Genomic DNA, 19862 nt, shown 5'->3' with positions numbered 1-19862 from the left:
ACGGGGCTCAGCCCCGGCTCCGCGGGCGGTCTGTGCGAGCGAGCTTCGCGACCCGGGCCAGCCGCCCTCCCTCCGACAGCCAGCGGTCGAGCACCGCGTCGGCCCGGCTCCGCGCTGTGCCCTCGAGGGCCGCGAGCAGCGGAGAGACGACGTCGAGCGCCAGAGGGTCGCTCAGCTCATCCACGCGCGAGTCGCGCACGAAGCCCTCGAGGCGGGTGAGGTCCCCGGCGCGCAGCTCGCTCACCCGCGCCTGCAGCAGCACCACCGCGGCCAGCCGCAGCTCGAAGACCGGCGCCACCCAGAGCTCGGACGAGAGCGCCGTCACCTCGTCGTGCCCGAGGCCGCGGAACTTCCTCAGCGCGTCCCGGGCGGTGCCTCGCACGGCACCGACCGAGGCGCCGGTGGAGTCGAGCCCGGCGCCCAGACGCTCGCGCACGCCCTGAGCGCGCCAGACATCGCCCTCGTACTCGAGGGCTGCGCGGAGGAAGTCGCCGGGATCGCTCACTCCTCCATCATGCGGCGCGCGTCAGGAGCGACTCGCCCAGCCGGTCGCTCAGACGGCGCGGCCCTGGGAGTCGTCGGTCATCGCGTTGCCGTCGCTCGGCATCCGGAACGAGTAGCCGTCGCGCGTCGACACGATCCTCTGCCCGGGCGCCAGGTCCTCGCCGCCGACGGGGGCGTTCGAGTAGGTGCCCGCGGCGGGCGCGGTCTGCTGCACCCCGTCGCTGCGCGCGGCGAACTCGCCGGGCACCTGCCGGGAGGAGGAGAGCGGCGCCTGCGGGTTCTCGTCCGCGAGGGCCGCAGTCGCGCCGATCAGCAGCCCTCCTGCGGCGACGAGCGCGAGGAGTCCGGAGGTGACCGAGCGGAGGGGAGAGGACGGCGTCATCGCAGGGCTTTCTCGAGCGGCCGGCCCGGGCCGGGAAGAGCGGTACTCGAATCCTGCCCGCGCGACGCTTCAGCGGGACCGGCGAGCGCGCCCTCCGTCAGGGGGACAGCCGAGCGCTGAGGTCCTCCGCCGGTGGCGTCAGACTCGGGGCAGCGGCCGGCGCAGGGCGTCGAGCCGGCGTCGCCAGGCCTCGAGCCGACCGGGCTCCGCGGCGAGCGCGGGGCCCTCGACCCAGCCGGTGACCAGCCGGAGCCCGTGCAGCGCGTTCGCGACCCAGACCTCGCGCCCCTCGAGCGCGTCCGGCTCGGCCGGCGCCTCGATCACGTCGACCCCCAGGGCGCCGGCGAGCACCGAGAGCGTCCGCGCGGTGACACTGCGCACCCGCGGGCTCTGCGGGGGCGGGACCACGAGGGCGTCGCCGAGCCACCAGAGGATCGCGCTGCTCGCGCCGTCCGCGACCGCTCCGTCCGCGTCGAGCAGGACCGCCTCGTCCGCTCCCGCCGCCAGCGCCCGTGTGCGCAGCAGCGCCAGCCGGGCGATGTCGGGCCCCTTGCGCTCGGGGGTCCGCCGCGGATCGACCGGGCTCGTCCACAGCACTGCCGCACTGCCGCGCGGCGGGGCCTGCCGCAGCCTCAGCCGCAGGACTCCGCCCGCGAGCTCGACGCGAGGGAAGACGGCTCCGGTGCGGGGCAGCGCGGCGACGGCGGCGCCGAGGAACGCGTCGGCGTCGGAAGGGCCGCCCGCGGCCGCGACGGCGGCGAGGAAGCGCTCACGGTGCAGATCGAGCCCGCGCACCCGGCCTTCGTCGACCAGCCACGAATCGGCCGCGGCGAGCGCAGTCGTCGGCGCCTCCACGGCGGGGCCGAGGCCGCGCCCGTCCCACTCCCGCACCTGCTCGCCGTCCACGACGGCCTACGCTAGCCCAGTGGTCTCGGAGGATCGGTACGTCCGCTCGATCGAGCTGCCGTGGGTGGATCCGGAACGCGCCTACCTGGCGCTCCTCGCCTCGGCCGAGGCCTCGTTCTGGCTCGATTCGGGGCCGGCCGCCGTGACCGGACGCTCGTACCTCGGCTCCTGCGCGCCCGAAGACGTTCTCGTTGTCGAGGCGGGCGGCGACGTGGCGGCGGCGCTCGCCGCGGTCGAGGCGGAGCCGGCCCTGGGGGAGCCGGCGCTCGGCCGCTACGGCTGGCTGTCCTTCGAGGCAGGAGCCGCCTCCGTGGCGCCGGCGCCCACACGGGTCGCCGCCGGGGATCCGCCCGCGCTGGCGCTGCTGCGCGGGGATCCCGTGCTCGAGTTCGATCACGCTCACCACCGCCTCCGCGTGGTCGGCACGACCGATGTGGAGGAGACGGCCCGAGCGGTGAGGGCGCTCGCGACTGGTCCAGCGGCCGTGCCGGGGCCGGCCGCGCCCGAGCCGGCGGGCGCGGTGCGCTGGCGACACACGCCCGGCGCCTACACCGCGCTGATCGAGCGCTGCCAGGACGCGATCCGCGCTGGCGACGCTTACCAGCTGTGCCTGACGAACGAGATCGTGGTGACGGGGCGCTTCGACCCGGTCGAGTGCTATCGGCGGCTGCGCCGCTCCAGTCCGAGCCATCACGGCGGGCTGATCCGGTTCGGCGGGCGCTCGCTGGTCAGCGCCTCGCCCGAGCGCTTCCTCACCGGCACCGCCGAGGGTCGCGTGGCGACGCATCCGATCAAGGGCACCCGCCGGCGGGGGAGGGACGCCGCGGAGGACCGGGCGCTGCGCGAGGAGCTCGTCGGGAGCGTCAAGGAGCGTGCCGAGAACGTGATGATCGTCGACCTCGTGCGCAGCGACCTGGCGCGCGTGGCGGTCACCGGGTCGGTCGCTGTCGACCGCCTTCTCGAGGTCGAGAGCTACCCGCAGGTGCACCAGCTGGTCAGCGAGGTCTCGGCGCAGCGCGCGCCCGGGGTCGGAGTCGCTGCGCTGATCGCCGCGCTGTTCCCCGCGGGCTCGATGACGGGCGCGCCCAAGCGGCGGGCCGTCGAATTGCTGCGCGAGTGGGAGGCGGGGCCGCGGGGCGTCTACTCCGGCACCTTCGGGCGGCTCGGCTCCGACGGCTCCCTCGACCTCGCGATGACGATCCGCACGCTCGTGCTCGACGACGAGTGCGCACGACTGGGCACCGGCGGCGGGATCACGGCGCTCTCGGTCGCCGCGGAGGAGGTCGAGGAGACCCGGCTCAAGGCGCGGGCGCTGCTGGCCGTGCTGGGCGTCGGCCAGGAGTGAGCGGGCGCCCGCTTCGTCTGCCGTGTTCGCCGGGCCAGTAGGGTTGAGGGTCGAACGCGGCCGCCCCCGCGCTCGCGTTCTCCCCCCTTTTTTTCAGAAGTGAGAAGCACCTGTGGCAGAAGAGACCTCCCGGCAGACCGGCGCGAACGACGAGGAGCGCTACGACTTCCGCGCGCTCCAGGAGAAGTGGCTCCCGATCTGGGAGGAGACTCGCCCGTTCGCGACCGATGCGGAGGGCGACAAGCGCCCCCGCAAGTACGTGCTCGACATGTTCCCCTACCCCTCGGGCGACCTGCACATGGGCCACGCCGAGGCCTACGCGCTGGGCGATGTGATCGCGCGCTACTGGCGGCAGCAGGGCTTCACCGTGCTGCACCCGATCGGCTGGGACAGCTTCGGCCTGCCCGCCGAGAACGCGGCGATCAAGCGCGGGCTGAACCCGGTCACCTGGACCTACGACAACATCGAGCAGCAGAAGCGCTCGATGAAGCGCTACGCCGCGTCCTTCGACTGGGACCGCGTGCTGCACACCTCCGACCCCGAGTACTACAAGTGGAACCAGTGGCTGTTCCTCAAGATGTACGAAAAGGGCCTCGCCTACCGCAAGGACAGCTGGGTCAACTGGGACCCGGTGGACCAGACCGTCCTCGCCAACGAGCAGGTCCTCGCCGACGGCACCTCCGAGCGATCGGGCGCGGTCGTGGTCAAGAAGAAGCTCACGCAGTGGTACTTCAAGATCACCGACTACGCGGACCGGCTGCTCGACGACCTGAACCAGCTCGAGGGCTCCTGGCCGTCGAAGGTCATCGCCATGCAGCGCAACTGGATCGGCCGCTCCATCGGCGCCGATGTCGAGTTCGAGATCGAGGGCCGCGAGGAGCGCGTGACCGTGTTCACGACGCGCCCCGACACCCTCTACGGTGCGACCTTCATGGTGGTCGCCCCGGACTCCGACCTCGCCTCCGAGCTGGTCGAGGGCGGAGACCCCGCGGTGCGGGATCCTTTCCGCGCCTACCTCGACACGGTGCAGAAGTCGAGCGAGATCGAGCGGCTGACGGCCGACCGGCCCAAGACGGGCGTGTTCCTCGGCCGCTACGCCGTGAATCCGGTGAACGGCGAGCGGCTGCCGATCTGGGCCGCTGACTACGTGCTCTCGGACTACGGCCACGGCGCCGTGATGGCGGTGCCCGCGCACGACCAGCGCGACCTCGACTTCGCCCGCGCGTTCGACCTGCCGGTGCGCGTGGTCGTCGACACGAACGCCTCCGTCACGGGCGCGATCCCGGTGATCCCGGAGGACCCGGACGAGCTGGCCGCGCTCGAGAAGGAGTACTCGCTCGACCCCGCGACGACGGGTGAGGCGCTCACCGGCGACGGGCGCCTGATCAACTCCGGGCCGCTCGACGGCCTCTCGAAGCGCACGGCGATCGAGCGGGTCATCAAGCTGCTGGAGGAGCGCGGCCGTGGACGCGCCGCCAAGAACTACCGCCTGCGCGACTGGCTCATCTCGCGTCAGCGCTACTGGGGCACGCCCATCCCGATCATCCATGGGGCCGACGGCGAGCTCGTGCCGGTCCCGGAGGATCAGCTGCCCGTCGTCCTGCCCTCGACCGACGGCCTCGACCTCCAGCCCAAGGGCTCGTCGCCGCTCGGAGCAGCGGAGGACTGGGTGAACGTGCCGCACCCCGTCGACGGCTCGCCGGCGCGCCGCGACCCGGACACGATGGACACCTTCGTCGACTCCTCGTGGTACTTCCTCCGCTTCCTCTCGCCGAAGGACGACACCCAGGCGTTCGATCCGAGGCTCGCCGAGAAGTGGGCGCCGGTCGACCAGTACGTCGGAGGCGTGACGCACGCGATCCTGCACCTGCTGTACGCCCGTTTCATCACCAAGGTGCTGTTCGACCTGGGCTATGTGTCGTTCACCGAGCCGTTCACCGCCCTGCTCAACCAGGGCATGGTGCAGATGGACGGCGCCGCGATGTCGAAGTCGAAGGGCAACATCGTCCGCCTCTCGGACCAGCTCGACGAGTTCGGCGTCGACGCCGTGCGCCTGACGATGGCGTTCGCCGGCCCGCCGGAGGACGACATCGACTGGGCCGACGTCTCGCCCGGCGGCAGCGGCAAGTTCCTCGCCCGGGCCTGGCGCCTGGCGAAGGACGTCACGTCGAAGCCCGATGTCGAGTGGAAGAACGGCGACGCGGCGCTGCGCAGGCAGACCCACCGCTTCCTCGCGGAGTCCCCGTCCCTGATCGAGGCCTTCAAGTTCAACGTCGTGGTCGCGCGCCTGATGGAGCTCGTCAACGCGACCCGCAAGGTGGTCGACTCGGGCGCCGGAGCCGGTGATCCTGCGGTCCGCGAGGCCACGGAGGTGGTCGCGATGGCCCTCAACCTGTTCGCGCCGTACACGGCAGAGGACATGTGGCACCGCCTCGGCTACGAGGGCACGGTCGCGCACGCACTCTGGCGCAAGGCGGACCCGACGCTGCTGGTCGACGAAACCGTGACCGCGATCCTCCAGGTCGACGGCAAGGTCCGCGACCGCCTGGAGGTGTCGCCGAAGATCTCGTCGGACGAGCTCGAGGAGCGTGCGCGGGCGACCGCCGGCGTGGCGCGGGCGCTGGTCGAGCGTGAGGTCGTGAAGGCCGTCGTGCGGGCGCCGCGGCTCGTGAACCTGGTGACGAAGGCGGTGTAGCCGCCTCGGTCCGGTGACGGGGCTCCTCCTGGCGTGGGAGGGGCCCCGGTGTGCGTGCTGCGGCGTTTGCCCGGTGTCGATGCTCCTCCACAGCGGGTGGATCGTCGGGCTCTCCCCGGATCGGCGTCGACGGCCGTCAGAGGTGCTGACCGGCCTCCTACCGTCGTCGGATGCGGGAGACCAGTGGGACGGACGAGGAGCAGCTGACGGAGCTGCTGCGGCCCCGGCGGGCCCGGCCGCGCTGGCGGGTGGGGGCCGGAGCGGCCGTGGTGCTGGTGGTCGTGGCTGCAGTGGTCGCGGTGCTGCTGGCGGGGGTCCGGGCGGGCGGCCACGAGCGGGTGCTGGCGCCCGTCGCGGCCACGAGTGCGCCCGCCGCGGTGGTCGAGTCGTTGTACGTGCACGTCGCCGGCGAGGTCGCCGCGCCGGGGCTGTACCTCCTCTCGCCCGGCGCGCGGGTGGCGGATGCGGTGGCGGCGGCGGGCGGGTTCCGCGAGTCGGCGGAGCGGGCAGCGGTGAATCTGGCGCGCAAACTCGTCGACGGCGAGCAGATCGTGGTGCCGGCTGCCGGGGCCCCGCCGGCCGCCTCCGGTGGGGCGGCGTCGGGTGACTCCGCGGCGGGCTCGGTCCTGAGTCTGAGCACAGCCACGGCGGCCCAGCTGGAGGAGCTGCCCGAGGTCGGTCCCTCGACGGCGGCGAAGATCGTCGCCTACCGGGAGGAGAACGGGCCGTTCACCTCTGTCGACCAGCTGCTCGAGGTGCCAGGGATCGGCGAGAAGACGCTCGAGGCCTTCCGTGACCAGGTGGCGCCGTGAGCGCTGTGCGGGCGGCGGATCTGCGACTGCTGCCGCTCGCGGTGGCGAGCTGGGCGGCGGCGTGGTCGGCGGGCCTGCTGCCGGTGACGGCGGTGCTCGATCGGGGAACTGCCGCGTGCGCCGTGGCGTGGTCGCTCGTCGGCGCGGCGGCCGGCCTGCTCCTGCTGAGGAGTGACCGAGTGCGCGCGCTGTCGGGAGTCGTCCTGGTCGCTGCGGCCGGGGCCGCGCTCGCCCTGACCTCCGTCGTCGTGTCCGCGCCCGGAGACCACCCGCAGGCGCTCCGCTCGGCCGCCGAGGACCGCGCCGAGACGGTCGTCACGGTCCGCGTCGACACGGGAGCACGACCGCTTCGCACCGGCGGGGTCTGGTTCGAGGCGACGGCGCTGCGGATCGGAGACGAGGCGGTGGCGGCTCCGGTCCGCGTCCTGCTGGCCGAGCCGGGCGGGCGCCTCCCGGTCGCCTCCGAGCTCGTGCTCGAGGCGCGCGCGGGGCCGGGAGAGGGGGCCGTCGGCGAGGCGACCCTGCTCACCGCCTCGAGGATCGTGGAGCGGCGCGGACCGGAGGGTGCGGCCGCGGTGGCGGAGCTTCTCCGCTCGAGCTTCCTTGAGCGGGCGGCTCGGGTCGGCGGCGATGTCGCGGGACTGCTGCCGGGACTCGCCACCGGCGACACGTCCGCGCTCGACGCGGGGCTCGAGGAGGACATGCGCACCGCCTCCCTCACCCACCTCACCGCGGTCTCGGGGGCGAACTGCGCGGTCGTCGTGCTGGCCGGATGGATGGTCGCGGCGCTCCTCGGCGCAGGCCGGCGCCTCCGGACCGTTGCGGCGCTCGCGGTGCTCGGCGCTTTCGTCGTGCTCGTGACACCGGAGCCGAGTGTGGTGCGGGCGGCGGTGATGGCGACCGTCGTGCTCCTCGCTCGGCTCGGCCGGCGTTCGGGAGCGGCAGTGCCGGCCCTGCTGGCGACGGTCGTCCTGCTCGTGGTCGCCGATCCGCCGATCGCGGGGCGACTCGGCTTCGTGCTCTCGGTCCTCGCGACCGCCGGGCTCCTGCTGCTGGCCGAGCCGATCGCCGCCGCGCTCGGCCGGGTGCTACCGCGACCGCTCGCGCTCGTGCTGGCCGTGCCGACGGCCGCGCAGCTGGCGTGCCAGCCGGTGGTGCTGCTCGTGGATCCGTCGCTGCCCGTCTACGGCGTGCTCGCCAACCTGCTCGCCGAGCCGGCCGCTCCGGCGGCGACGGGACTCGGGCTGATCGGCTGCCTTCTCGCGCCCTGGTGGCCCTCCGGAGCTGACATCGCGATCCGGCTCGCCGCTGTGCCCGCCTGGTGGATCGCGTCGATCGCGCGGGCGGTCGCCTCGTGGCCACAGCCCCGTTTCGCGTGGTGGCCCGGCCTCGTCGGCGCGCTCGCCTTGACCGCGCTGACGCTCCTGGCCCTGGTGCTGGTCACCCGCTCTCCGCGCCTCGCGCGGCTCAGGAGGACGGCGGCGGTCGGTCTCGCTTGCGCGCTGGCGGCGATGGGCGGGACGACGGCCGCGACGCCGCTGCTGCGCACGGCGGCGGTCCCCGCCGACTGGCGGGTGGCGATGTGCGACGTCGGACAGGGAGACGCCCTGCTCCTGCGCGGCGACGCCGGTGTCCTGCTCGTCGACACCGGGCCGGAACCCGATCGGCTGGACGCCTGCCTCCGCATGATGGGGGTGGACCGCGTGGCGCTGCTGGTGCTCACGCACTACGACCTCGACCACGTGGGCGGGCTCACGGCTGCGCTCGGCCGCACCGACTCCGCTCTGGTCGGCCCGGTGGCAGCCCGCGACGACGAGCGCGATCGGGCGGCGCTGACCGGCTCGGGAGCGGCGGTGCAGGAGGCCGCGCGCGGCGACTCCGGCTCGCTCGGGTCACTCCGCTGGCGCGTGGAGTGGCCGGAGCGGGGGAGCGCGCTCCGCGGGAACGAGGCGAGCGTGACCCTCCGCGTCGACATCGGGCCGGATGCGCGAGGCGGACCGCTCTCGGTTGCTCTGCTTGGCGATCTCGGCGCAGAGGAGCAGGGGCGCGTCGCGCGGCTTCCCGTCGGCCGGGTCGACGTGGTGAAGGTCGCGCACCACGGCTCGGCCGACCAGGCCCCTGCGCTCTACGACGTGCTCGGTGCGCGGATCGGTCTGATCTCGGTCGGGGCGGGGAACGACTACGGGCACCCGACCCCTTCGCTCCTGGCGCTGCTGGCCGCGCGCGGCGTCGAGACGCTGAGATCGGATGTCGAGGGTACGGTCGTGCTCGCGTCCCGCAGCGAAGGGGTCGTGGTCTGGACGAGTGGCGCGAGCGCCGTCCCTCCGTGATGACGGCCGTCCGAAGGCTGAGCGCCTCCCCCCTTCTCCCGAGAGGATCGGCGTGCCGCTCATCGGTCCGGCCCCCCCGATGCTCTCTCGGCTCCAGGCGGATGCGTCCAGGATCGACTCCCAGCCGCAGCGCCTCATCGCGGCGCGGTCGTGGAACGCGCCGGGCAGAGGGCTGGAGATGCAGGGCAGGTGGCCGTGCAGATCGGATCCGATCTGCACGTGCAGGCCCTGCCGGTATCTTTTCCTTGAGCCGTTCTCCCCGGTGTGCCACCCAGGGCACGGTAATTCTGCAGAGCGCGACCCACGGTGAGACCTCGGAATGCGACAGCGTCGGTGACGTTGCCTTTCTCCGCTTCATGGGCGCCGATGAGCAGGGTCGTGGGTGTGAGGACATCCAGCTGTACGCCGCTGATCGGTCGGAATACCGAGATGGTGACGGAAGCGAGAGTCGATGGCATCGTGATGCTGCTTCGGTGCGTTTCAAGAATGTGCTTCGTCGAATGAGTGGATGGCGGTGAAGGGTGGTCGCTCAGGAAAGCTCGAGTGGACGTACGCCGCGCCGCTCGACATGTCGGCGCGAGATCGACGGTGTACCTCGCCCACTGTGGCCGGATTCCGCGCGCTGGCACGACTCACCTCGCTGATCGTCGGATCGCCTCCCGACGGCGGCTCAGTGTCGGAGGCGGGACGTAGGGTGGAGGGCGCTCGAACGGCGCGGCACGAAGGGACGACGGATGGCAGGTAGGGCCCCGGCGCGCGCGAAAGCGGCGCCCGCGAAGGCGGCGATCCCGCAGCTCGCCTGGAACCAGACGCGGCCCGCGCCGATCGTGCTGATCACCGGTCCGGAGCAGTTCCTCGCGGACCGCGCGCTGCGCTTCCTCCGCGAGTTCCTCCGCGCGGAGGACCCGAGCCTGGAGGTCAGTGACATCGACGCCGGCGGCTACGCGCCGGGCGAGCTGCTGACGCTCGCGAGCCCGTCCCTCTTCGACGAGCCGCGGCTCATCCGGGTCTCGAACGTCGAGAAGTGCACCGACGCGTTCCTCCTCGAGACGCTCGACTACCTCGCGGCGCCCGCCGATGGAGCGACCGTGGTGCTCCGCCACGGCGGCGGCAACCGCGGCAAGAAGCTGCTCGACGCGATCCGCTCGGGCACGGGGGGCGGGATCGAGATCGTCTGCGCAGAGCTCAAGCGCGAGAGCGACAAGGTCGACTTCGCGATCGCCGAGTTCCGCACCGCCGGGCGCACGGCGACGACCGGTGCCGTCCGCGCTCTCGTCTCGGCCTTCTCGGACGACCTGGACGAACTCGCCTCCGCCTGCCAGCAGCTGCTCTCGGACGTGACCGGCGAGATCACCGAGGCGACTGTCGCGAAGTACTACGGCGGCCGGGTCGAGACGACCGCGTTCACCGTCGCGGACTCCGCCATCGCGGGACGGCACGGGGAGGCGCTGCTCGGGCTCCGCCACGCCCTTGCGTCCGGCGCGGACCCCGTCCCGATCGTGGCCGCCTTCGCGAGCAAGCTGCGCACGATGGCGAAGGTCGCCGGCACCCGCGAGGGCTCCGGCCAGGTCGCCTCCCGCCTCGGGCTCGCCCCGTGGCAGGTGGACCGCGCCCGCCGCGACCTGCAGGGCTGGACCGGCGAGGGACTGGGCACGGCGATCCTCACGGTCGCCGACACCGATGCCAACGTCAAGGGCGCCACTCGCGACCCGGTCTACGCGCTCGAGCGCATGGTCTCCGTCGTCTCCGCCCGAGGCCTCTAGGCGTGGTTCCTCGGATCGTCCTACCCGGTACGTCCCCCCGCTCCTGCCGGCGTGACCATCGCGCGAGGCCGACCGCGCGACGAGCAGCGACGAGGCACACGAGCGACGAGGCGCACGAGGAGCCTGTCGACGGCGGAGCTGCAACGACGACGGGGCCCGGCCATCGGCCGGACCCCGTCGTCGTTGCAGCGAAGCGCAGAGTTACAGCGCCGCGACCCGCTTCGCGATGGCCGACTTGCGGTTCGCGGCCTGGTTCTTGTGGATGACGCCCTTGCTGGCGGCCTTGTCGAGCTTCTTCGCGGCGAACGCGAGGGCCGTCGAGGCCGTGGTGGCGTCGCCGGCGGCGATGGCGGTGTGGACCGAGCGGATGGCGGTCTTCAGCTCGCTCTTCACGGCCTTGTTGCGCTCGTTCGCCTTCTTGTTGGTGAGGTTGCGCTTGATCTGCGACTTGATGTTTGCCACGTGGATTACCTTCTTCTCGGATGTGCGTGTGTGCAGCCGGCTACTCGACGGAGTGCCCCTTCCGCGGGTGTCTGAACGCCCTGCGGTGCGACTGGAGGTCGCCGGCTTCTGATCACTCCACGCCTGCCGGGTGTCCGGAGGGGGAGCGCAAGCCAACAAGGAACTTTAGCGCACCCGCCGTCGCCCTTCAACCGCGCCGCACCCGCCTCCTGCTCGCCCCTCAAGATGCCTCTTCGGTACGCGACACGCCGGGGAAGGCGTACCGAAGAGGCATCTCGCGGGGGAGGCGCGCCGGTAGCGTGACGACCGTGCCCCGTCTCGCCGACCACGTCTCCACGGAGCCGCCCGCGGGCGTCGGCCGACCGGTCGAGAGCGCGCTGCGGGTCGACGGAGCGCCGCTCGCGAGGACCGAGCCCGACGCGTCAGCACTGCGCCGCGCGATCACGGTCGTGCGCGCATGAGCCCCGGCGACGTCCTGGTCCGCCGGGTCTGGGCGGAGGAGTACGACGAGGTCTCACGCCTGCGCCTCGCCGCATACGCCCACGACTACGAGCTGGGGGAGGAGTATGCGGCCGACATCGCCGCAGTCGCCCGGCACGACCGTGAGGGCGAGGTGTGGGTCGCTGTGGACGTCGACGGCCGCATGCTCGCCACCGTGACCACTGCGCGCCAGGGAGCCAACCTCTACGAGCTCGGCCGGCCGGGGGAGCTGGACTGGCGGCTGCTCGCGGTCCATCCGGAGGCGCGCGGGCGCGGCCTCGGGCGCCTCCTGACCGAGTTCGTCGTGATGCTCGCCGTTGAGCGAGGTCTCGACCGGGTCGTGATGAACAGCGGCAGCCTGATGACCGCGGCGCACGCCCTCTACGAGAGCATGGGCTTCGTCCGGCTCGGCGATCGCGAGAACCCGCCCGGCGTGGAACCGACCCGCACCTATGGGCTCGAGCTGTAGCCCGGCCCCCGCCGCCGGGCATGGGACACTGGTCCCACGATGTCTCCACGTGCACACACCGGCCTCGAGCCCGCCGCGACCGATCCGGCGTCCCTCCGCAACTTCTGCATCATCGCCCACATCGATCACGGCAAGTCCACTCTCGCCGACCGCATGCTCGGCATCACGGGGGTCGTGGAGGACCGGGCGATGCGCGCGCAGTACCTCGACCGGATGGACATCGAGCGCGAGCGCGGCATCACGATCAAGTCGCAGGCCGTGCGGATGCCGTGGGAGCGCGACGGCCGCACCTTCGCCCTCAACATGATCGACACCCCGGGCCACGTCGACTTCTCCTACGAGGTCAGCCGCTCGCTCGCCGCCTGCGAGGGCGCGATCCTCCTGGTCGACGCCGCGCAGGGCATCGAGGCGCAGACCCTCGCCAACCTCTACCTCGCGCTCGAGAACGACCTCACGATCATTCCGGTCCTCAACAAGATCGACCTCCCCGCTGCCGATCCCGACAAATACGCGAAGGAGCTCGCGAGCCTGATCGGCGGCGACCCCGACGACGTGCTCCGCGTCTCCGGCAAGACCGGCGTGGGCGTCGAGGCGCTCCTCGACCGCGTCACCGAGCTCATCCCGCCGCCTGTCGGCGACGCCGACGCCCCCGCACGCGCGATGATCTTCGACTCCGTGTACGACGCCTACCGCGGAGTCGTCACCTACGTCCGGATGATCGACGGCAAGCTCTCGCCGCGCGAGAAGATCCAGATGATGTCGACCCGTGCGACGCACGAGATCCTCGAGATCGGCGTCTCGAGCCCCGAGCCGGTCGCCACCAAGGGGCTCGCGGTCGGCGAGGTCGGCTACCTGATCACCGGAGTGAAGGACGTCCGCCAGTCGAAGGTCGGCGACACCGTCACCACGGCATCCAAGCCCGCGACCGAGGCGCTCCCCGGCTACACCGAGCCGCTGCCGATGGTCTTCTCCGGCCTGTACCCGATCGACGGCAGCGACTACCCGGATCTGCGCGAGGCTCTCGACAAGCTGAAGCTCTCGGACGCCGCGCTCGTGTACGAGCCAGAGACCTCCGTCGCGCTCGGCTTTGGCTTCCGCTGCGGATTCCTGGGGCTCCTGCACCTCGAGATCATCACCGAGCGCCTCCAGCGCGAATTCGGCCTCGACCTGATCACGACGGCGCCCTCGGTCATCTACGAGGTCTCGACGGAGGACAAGAAGACCGTCACCGTCACCAACCCGAGCGAGTTCCCGGTCGGCAAGATCGCGGCTGTGACCGAGCCGATCGTTAAGGCCGCGATCCTCGCGCCCAAGGACTACGTCGGCACGATCATGGAGCTCTGTCAGAGCCGCCGCGGCACGCTGATCGGCATGGAGTACCTGGGCGAGGACCGCGTCGAGATCCGCTACCACATGCCCCTCGGCGAGATCGTCTTCGACTTCTTCGACAACCTCAAGTCGAAGACCGCCGGCTACGCCTCGCTCGACTACGAGCCCGCCGGCTCGCAGGAGGCCGACCTGGTGAAGGTCGACATCCTGCTCCAGGGCGAGCAAGTCGACGCCTTCAGCGCGATCGTGCACCGCGAGAAGGCCTACGCGTACGGCGTGCTGATGACAGGGCGGCTGCGCAAACTCATCCCGCGGCAGCAGTTCGAGGTCCCGATCCAGGCCGCCATCGGCGCCCGGATCATCGCGCGGGAGTCGATCAGCGCGATGCGCAAGGACGTCCTGGCCAAATGCTACGGCGGCGACATCACCCGCAAGCGTAAGCTCCTCGAGAAGCAGAAGGAGGGCAAGAAGCGGATGAAGATGGTCGGCCGCGTCGAGGTCCCCCAGGAGGCGTTCATCGCCGCGCTCTCGGGCGACGTCGAGACGAAGGACAAGAAGTAGGGGCACCCGCCCCCGCGTCGCCTCCCCGTCACGTCGGATAGTCTGGGTCGGATGGACAGCACGGCCCGGCGGGCGAAGCCGACGCACGCCGTGCGCGACGTGTCCGGGAAGAAGGTCGGGACGTGAGCATCCGCCGCTCCAACTTCGAGGGCCAGCCGCAGGTCACCTACGCGGCCGTCGGCGGCACGTTGGCGCCCGATCTGCTCGAGTACCCGCCGGACGGCTTCACCGCCGAGCGCTTCGAGGCGCGCCTCGGCTCCGGCGACGAGCGGTTCGCCATCACCTCCGCCTCACTGATGACGTGGGGCGTTCAGCGCGGCAGCGGCATCGAGGTCACCGACATCTCCACCGGCAGCGGCGTGCAGTACACCGGCGTGAACTTCGACTCCGCAGGCACGCCGATCGATCTGGTCAGCCGACCGACCGAGGAGCACTTCGCGCCGGACGGCACCCCCTACATCACGGCGGGTGTCACCGCGGTGCTCAAGGTCGTCCTCCTCGGCCGCACCTTCGACGCTCCCGTGCGGGTCGTCTACGTCGTCGACGAGCCCGACCAGATCGGCTTCGCCTACGGCACCCTCGAGGGCCACCCCGAGAGCGGCGAGGAGTCGTTCGTCGTCGAGCGGCGCGCCGACGACTCGGTCTGGCTCGTCATCCGTGTCTTCTCCCGCCCTTCCACCCGCCTGTACCGCCTGGGCGCGCCGGTGCTGCGTGCCGTGCAGAAGCGCCAGGTCAAGAAGTACCTGCGCGCTCTGCTGCCGGCGCGCGTCAGCTGACGTGGGCAGCGCCCTCCCGCTCGCCGATCCGGCCCCCCTCGACGGACTCCTGCCCGGCTCGGTCGCCGAGGGGGCCGAGAACCGCGACCTCGGACTGTACGTGCACGTCCCGTTCTGCCGGGTGCGCTGCGGGTATTGCGACTTCAACACCTACACCGCCACCGAACTGCGCGGAGCACGCCAGCAGGACTACGCCGACGAGGCGATCGCCGAGATGGCGCTCGGCGCCGGTGTCCTTGAGCGCGCGGGCCTGCCGCGGCGCCCGGCAGCGACGGTGTTCTTCGGAGGCGGCACCCCCACGCTCCTGCCCGCGGGCGATCTCGTGCGGATGCTCGACGGGCTGCGCGGGCACTTCGGCGTCGCACCCGGCGCCGAGATCACGACCGAGGCGAACCCCGACTCCGTCGACGCCGCCTACCTGCGGGCGCTGGCCGACGCCGGATTCACCCGGGTCAGCTTCGGGATGCAGTCGGCCGTTCCCCACGTGCTCGCAACCCTCGAACGCACCCACGATCCGGAGCGCGTGCCGTTTGTGGTCGAGTGGGCGCGCGAGGCGGGGCTGCAGGTCAGTCTCGACCTGATCTACGGGACGCCGGGGGAGTCGCTCGCCGACTGGGAGCTCTCGCTCGACTCCGCTCTCGCGAACCACCCCGACCACCTGTCGGCCTACGCGCTGATCGTCGAGGACGGCACGAAACTCGCCCGGCAGATCCGCCGCGGCGAGTTCGCGACTCCGGACGACGACCTCACCGCCGACATGTACGAGCTCGCCGATGCCCGGCTCGCCGCTGCCGGCTACTCCTGGTACGAGGTGAGCAACTGGTCGCGCGACGACGCGTACCGCTCACGGCACAACCTCTCCTACTGGCTCGGCCACGACTGGTGGGGCGTCGGCCCCGGTGCGCACAGTCACGTGGGCGGCGTGCGCTGGTGGAACGTGAAGCACCCGGCGGCCTACGCCGACCGGCTGAGCGCCGGATCCTCACCGGCGGCCGGTCGCGAGACGCTCGACGCGGTCACCCGGCGCGTCGAGGATGTGCTGCTGCGCTCACGGCTGGCGGACGGACTGCCGATCGACGCGGTCGCCCCGGATCGTCGGCGCGAGGTCGCCGGTCTCATCGCCGACGGGCTGGTCGATGGACGGGCGGCGCTGCGGGGCCGCGTCGTGCTGACGCTGCGGGGGCGCCTGCTGGCGGACGCGGTGGTCCGGCGGCTCACCGACGGCTGAGGCGCTGCCCGTCCGCTACCGGGACCGGCCGCCTCGCGTCCCGCGGCTGCCCGATCAGCAGGATCCCTGGGAGCGCCAGGATTGGCGGCTCGTTGCGGCGAGGCCGGCTCCGACCTACTTGAAGAACGGGATGCTGAGCGGATACGAGTAGTACTCGCCCGCGCTCGCTCGGACCGACGCGATGATCGCGAAGATCAGCACCAGGATCGGTACCGCGAACAGGACGAGGAACCCCACGAACACCGCGGTCAGGATCGTCCCCGCGATGTAGCAGATCAGCATGGTCAGCTGGAAGTTCAGCGCCGACTTTGCGTGCGCCTCCAAGAACGGACCGCGCCCCTTGAAAACCAGGTAGACGATCAGCGACGGCAGGAAGCTGAAGAAGATGCCGACGAGGTGGGTGACGATCGCCCAGGTCTTCTCGTCGGCGGGGTTCAGCGGCGGGGCGGGCGTCCCGTAGGCGGGAGGCGGGGGAGGGGTGGCCGACATGATGGTCTCCGTTCCGGCGTCGGCGCCGGGCATCCCCCGTGCGCTCGGCGTCCATCGTGGCATGCGGCGGCGGCGCACGCAGTCGTCCGTGCGGAGGAGATCGGAGGTGACGGCGAGGCTCCTCCCCAGGCCGCGCCGGGCGGGGGGTGTGGCCGATCCCCGCACATCCCCGCTCGCCGGGCTCGGTCGCGGTTATGATTGGCACTCAGAGTTGCGGAGTGCCAGGCTCCGCGCGGCGGCAGCGCCGCACAGGAGCGTGCCCGTGGGCACCCGGAGTCCGGCGGGAGGTCGGTCGTATGGTGACGGAGCGCGGTCTCCAGGTCCTGCGTGTGATCGTGCAGGACTACGTGGCGAGCCGGGAGCCGGTGGGCTCGAAGTCGATCGTCGAGCGGCACGCCTTCGGCGTGTCTGCAGCCACCATCCGCAACGAGATGGCCCAGCTCGAAGAAGAAGACCTGATCGCCGCCCCGCACACCTCCTCGGGCCGTGTGCCCACCGACAAGGGCTACCGCCTCTTCGTCGACCAGCTCGCCGACCTGCGTCCGCTCACCTCCGCGCAACGGCAGGCGATCGAGACCTTCCTCGGTCAGAGCCCGGATCTCGACGAGGTGCTGGTCAAGACGGTGCGGCTGCTCTCGCAGCTCACCAACAGCGTCGCCCTGGTGCAGTACCCCTCCTTCGGAGCCGCGCGGCTGCGCCATGTGGAGCTGGTCGCCCTCGCGCCGCGCCGGCTGCTCTCTGTGCTCATCACCGACACCGGGCGCGTCGACCAGCGCGTCCTTGAGACTCCGGAGGACGTCGACGACGCGCTCCTCGGCGAGATCCGGGCCAAGCTCAACACCGCTGTGCTCGGCCTCGGCCTCCAGCAGGCGGCCGAGATCCTCGGCTCCGTCGCCGAGCGGTTCAGCCCCGAGCGGCACCGCGTGCTGACCCCGATCGTGCAGACCCTGCTCGAGCAGGTCGGCGCCAACCGCCAGGACCGGCTCGTGATGGCCGGAGCAGCGAACCTCGTGCGCACCGAGGAGGACTTCTCGGGCAGCATCTACCCGGTGCTCGAGGCGATCGAGGAGCAAGTGGAGCTGCTGCGCCTCTTCGCCGAGATGACTCCCGATCCGCGGGGCATCTCGGTGCGGATCGGCCGCGAGAACGCGCCCTTCGGCCTCCAGGAGACCTCGGTGCTCACCAGCGGCTACAACACCGGGGGCGGCCAGGTCTCGCGCCTGGGCGTTCTCGGGCCGATCCGAATGGACTACTCCGGCAACATCGCAGCGGTGCGCGCCGTCGCCCGCTACCTCTCCCGTCTCCTCGGCGAGGAATAGCCCCCAGACCCCACCGGTCCCCGCCGGTTCCCCGGGTGCGCCGCGCCCGGCCCACCGACCCACGAACGAAGGACGAAGCCACCTGTGGCCGATCACTACGAAGTGCTGGGCGTCGATCGCGACGCCTCCGCCGACGAGATCAAGAAGGCGTACCGCCGCCTCGCGCGCGAGCTGCACCCGGACGTCAATCCGAGCGCCGACGCCTCCGAGCGCTTCAAGCTCGTCACCCACGCCTACGACGTCCTGAGCGATGCCCAGCAGCGTGCGCAGTACGACCGCGGCCCCCAGGAGGGCTTCGGCGGAGGCGGGCAGGGCTTCGGCGGCTTCGGCGACATCTTCGAGACCTTCTTCGGCCAGGGCGCGCAGGGCTCGTCACGCGGTCCCCGCTCGCGCCGCGAGCGCGGCCAGGACGCCCTGCTGCGCGTCGAGGTCTCGCTCGACGAGGTCATCTTCGGGGCGCACCGCGACCTCGAGGTCGACACCGCCGTGCTCTGCGAGACCTGCCAGGGCTCCTGCTGCCAGCCCGGCACCTCGCCGATCACGTGCGACATCTGCCACGGCTCCGGTCAGATCCAGCGCACGGTCCGCTCGCTGCTGGGCAATGTGATGACCGCGAGCCCGTGCGGCACTTGCCGCGGCTACGGCACCGTCATCGCCACCCCCTGCTCCACCTGCCAGGGCCAGGGCCGCGTCCGCGCGCGCCGCACCGTCCCCGTCGATGTGCCGGCCGGCGTCGACACCGGTCTGCGCCTTCAGATGCCCGGCAGCGGCGAGGTCGGCCCCGCCGGCGGCCCCAACGGCGATCTCTACCTCGAGATCAAGGTCAAGCACCATGACGTCTTCAGTCGTAACGGCGACGACCTGCTCTGCACTCTCGAGGTCCAGATGACCGACGCGATCCTCGGCTCCACCGCCACCCTCGCGGCGCTCGACGGTGACATCGACATCGACATCAGACCCGGCACGCAGAGCACCGAGATCGTGACGATCAAGGGCCGCGGAGTGACGCGGCTGCGCGGCAGTGGACGCGGCGACCTCCGCATCGGCATCCAGGTGGTCACCCCGACCAAGCTCGGCCACCGCGAGCGCGAGCTGATGCAGGAGTTCGCGAAGCACTACAAGCCGCAGAAGCCCGCGCTGACGCACTTCCAGCAGGGCCTGTTCTCCAAACTCCGCGACCGGTTCCTCGGCTGATCCCGTGGCGCACCACTACATCGACGAGACGCTCGACTCCGCCGGCTTCGCGCCCGGGTCGCGGCTCGCGCTGACGGGCGCGGAGGCACGGCACGCCGCCACCGTGAGCCGGATCCGCGTGGGCGAGAGCGTCCGGGTGGGCGACGGGCGCGGGCGCGTCGCCACGGCGGCGGTCGAGAGCGCCGAGGCGGCGCGGGTGGTGCTCGTGGTCGAGTCGGTGCAGGAATCGCCGGTGCCTTCGCCGCGCCTGGTCCTCGTGCAGGCGCTGGCCAAGGGGGATCGCGACGAGCTCGCTGTCCAGGCCGCGACCGAGCTGGGTGTGGACGAAGTGGTCCCCTGGCAGGCGACCCGGTCGGTGTCTCGCTGGTCGGGCGTGAAGGAGGAGAGGGGCCGCGAGCGGTGGCGCAGCATCGTCCGCGAGGCGAGCAAGCAGTCGCTCCGCGCCCGACTGCCCGAGGTCGCACCGCTCGCGCGGACGAGCGACGTCGTCGGCCGCGCCGCCGCGGCGCGGGTCCTGGTTCTCGAGCCGGGAGCCGCCGCCCGGCTCTCGGCGCTCGTGCCCGACGAGCGCGACCTGGTGCTCGTCGTCGGCCCCGAGGGCGGCATCGCCCCGGAGGAGCTGGGGCAGTTCGCGGCCGCCGGGGCCGAGGCGGTCGCGCTCGGCGACTCCGTGCTGCGCACCTCGACCGCCGGACCGGCCGCCATCGCCGTGCTCTCGGCGCGGCTGGGCCGCTGGTGAGCCTCCTCCACAGCCCTGCGCGGCCGCGCGCGTCGCGCGCCGTGGGCGAACGGAGCGCCAGGCGCGGCCGAGGCCCGTT

The 19862-nt window shown here is 72.2% G+C and carries 18 protein-coding genes; 13 read left to right on the top strand and 5 right to left on the bottom strand.

Features of this window, described 5'->3' with window-relative positions; all coding sequences use genetic code 11:
• Nucleotides 1–7: 7 nt before the first annotated feature.
• From GSU10_RS08965 to GSU10_RS08955, 3 genes are all read right to left on the bottom strand, one after another.
• Nucleotides 8–505 carry a DNA alkylation repair protein gene (locus GSU10_RS08965; protein ID WP_068213698.1) on the bottom strand — a complete coding sequence of 166 codons (498 nt, stop codon included), beginning with the start codon at nt 503–505 and terminating at the stop codon, nt 8–10.
• Between the two features lie 48 nt (nt 506–553).
• Nucleotides 554–886, bottom strand: a complete 333-nt coding sequence (locus GSU10_RS08960; RefSeq protein ID WP_068213684.1) for a hypothetical protein — start codon at nt 884–886, stop codon at nt 554–556.
• A gap of 138 nt (nt 887–1024) precedes the next feature.
• Entirely contained in the window at nt 1025–1792 is a 768-nt protein-coding gene (locus GSU10_RS08955; RefSeq protein ID WP_241972880.1) for an aminotransferase class IV, read from the bottom strand.
• A 19-nt stretch (nt 1793–1811) separates the two neighbouring features.
• Here GSU10_RS08955 and GSU10_RS08950 point away from each other — a divergent pair, with 19 nt between their 5' ends.
• The 5 genes from GSU10_RS08950 (at nt 1812) to holA (ending at nt 10737) form a co-directional block, all read left to right on the top strand.
• Nucleotides 1812–3137 carry an anthranilate synthase component I family protein gene (locus GSU10_RS08950; protein WP_132504157.1) on the top strand — a complete coding sequence of 442 codons (1326 nt, stop codon included), beginning with the start codon at nt 1812–1814 and terminating at the stop codon, nt 3135–3137.
• Between the two features lie 112 nt (nt 3138–3249).
• On the top strand, nt 3250–5832 hold the full coding sequence (gene leuS, locus GSU10_RS08945) for a leucine--tRNA ligase (protein ID WP_068213288.1): 2583 nt from the start codon (nt 3250–3252) through the stop codon (nt 5830–5832).
• 170 nt (nt 5833–6002) lie between these two features.
• A complete protein-coding gene (locus GSU10_RS08940; protein WP_132504159.1) occupies nt 6003–6644 on the top strand; it encodes a ComEA family DNA-binding protein in 642 nt (213 codons plus the stop codon).
• On the top strand, nt 6641–8974 hold the full coding sequence (locus GSU10_RS08935; RefSeq protein WP_132504183.1) for a ComEC/Rec2 family competence protein: 2334 nt from the start codon (nt 6641–6643) through the stop codon (nt 8972–8974). The genes GSU10_RS08940 and GSU10_RS08935 overlap by 4 nt, the downstream gene beginning before the upstream one ends.
• Before the next feature lie 734 nt (nt 8975–9708).
• Nucleotides 9709–10737: a DNA polymerase III subunit delta gene (gene holA / locus GSU10_RS08930; protein WP_068212482.1), complete on the top strand. Its 1029-nt coding sequence runs from the start codon at nt 9709–9711 to the stop codon at nt 10735–10737.
• Nucleotides 10738–10938: 201 nt separating this feature from the next.
• Here the strand turns inward: holA and rpsT are convergent, their stop codons facing one another.
• Complete coding sequence (gene rpsT / locus GSU10_RS08925; RefSeq protein ID WP_068212483.1) at nt 10939–11199, bottom strand: 30S ribosomal protein S20; 261 nt, start codon at nt 11197–11199, stop codon at nt 10939–10941.
• A gap of 308 nt (nt 11200–11507) precedes the next feature.
• Here rpsT and GSU10_RS08920 point away from each other — a divergent pair, with 308 nt between their 5' ends.
• The 5 genes from GSU10_RS08920 (at nt 11508) to hemW (ending at nt 16042) form a co-directional block, all read left to right on the top strand.
• Nucleotides 11508–11660 (top strand): hypothetical protein, encoded by a 153-nt coding sequence (locus GSU10_RS08920; RefSeq protein WP_158286061.1) that lies wholly within the window; start codon nt 11508–11510, stop codon nt 11658–11660.
• On the top strand, nt 11657–12148 hold the full coding sequence (locus GSU10_RS08915) for a GNAT family N-acetyltransferase (protein ID WP_068212484.1): 492 nt from the start codon (nt 11657–11659) through the stop codon (nt 12146–12148). Before GSU10_RS08920 ends, GSU10_RS08915 begins: the two co-directional genes overlap by 4 nt.
• A 39-nt stretch (nt 12149–12187) precedes the next feature.
• Nucleotides 12188–14038 (top strand): translation elongation factor 4, encoded by a 1851-nt coding sequence (lepA, locus tag GSU10_RS08910; protein WP_068212485.1) that lies wholly within the window; start codon nt 12188–12190, stop codon nt 14036–14038.
• Between the two features lie 122 nt (nt 14039–14160).
• Nucleotides 14161–14814 carry a DUF1990 family protein gene (locus tag GSU10_RS08905; protein ID WP_236713674.1) on the top strand — a complete coding sequence of 218 codons (654 nt, stop codon included), beginning with the start codon at nt 14161–14163 and terminating at the stop codon, nt 14812–14814.
• 1 nt (nt 14815) lies between these two features.
• Nucleotides 14816–16042, top strand: coding sequence for a radical SAM family heme chaperone HemW (hemW, locus tag GSU10_RS08900; protein ID WP_068212486.1), 1227 nt, complete (start codon nt 14816–14818; stop codon nt 16040–16042).
• A 114-nt stretch (nt 16043–16156) separates the two neighbouring features.
• On the opposite strand, the gene GSU10_RS08895 is transcribed toward hemW, so the two are convergent.
• A complete protein-coding gene (locus tag GSU10_RS08895) occupies nt 16157–16531 on the bottom strand; it encodes a DUF4870 domain-containing protein (RefSeq protein WP_132504185.1) in 375 nt (124 codons plus the stop codon).
• A 296-nt stretch (nt 16532–16827) separates the two neighbouring features.
• Here GSU10_RS08895 and hrcA point away from each other — a divergent pair, with 296 nt between their 5' ends.
• From hrcA to GSU10_RS08880, 3 genes are all read left to right on the top strand, one after another.
• On the top strand, nt 16828–17850 hold the full coding sequence (hrcA, locus tag GSU10_RS08890) for a heat-inducible transcriptional repressor HrcA (protein WP_068213478.1): 1023 nt from the start codon (nt 16828–16830) through the stop codon (nt 17848–17850).
• An 84-nt stretch (nt 17851–17934) separates the two neighbouring features.
• Complete coding sequence (gene dnaJ, locus GSU10_RS08885) at nt 17935–19044, top strand: molecular chaperone DnaJ (RefSeq protein ID WP_068213481.1); 1110 nt, start codon at nt 17935–17937, stop codon at nt 19042–19044.
• Nucleotides 19045–19048: 4 nt separating this feature from the next.
• Complete coding sequence (locus tag GSU10_RS08880) at nt 19049–19783, top strand: 16S rRNA (uracil(1498)-N(3))-methyltransferase (RefSeq protein WP_132504187.1); 735 nt, start codon at nt 19049–19051, stop codon at nt 19781–19783.
• Nucleotides 19784–19862 lie beyond the last annotated feature (79 nt).

This window comes from Rathayibacter tanaceti (assembly GCF_009834165.1).
Lineage (GTDB): Bacteria > Actinomycetota > Actinomycetes > Actinomycetales > Microbacteriaceae > Rathayibacter > Rathayibacter tanaceti.
This window is presented reverse-complemented; position numbering and strand designations above follow the sequence as displayed.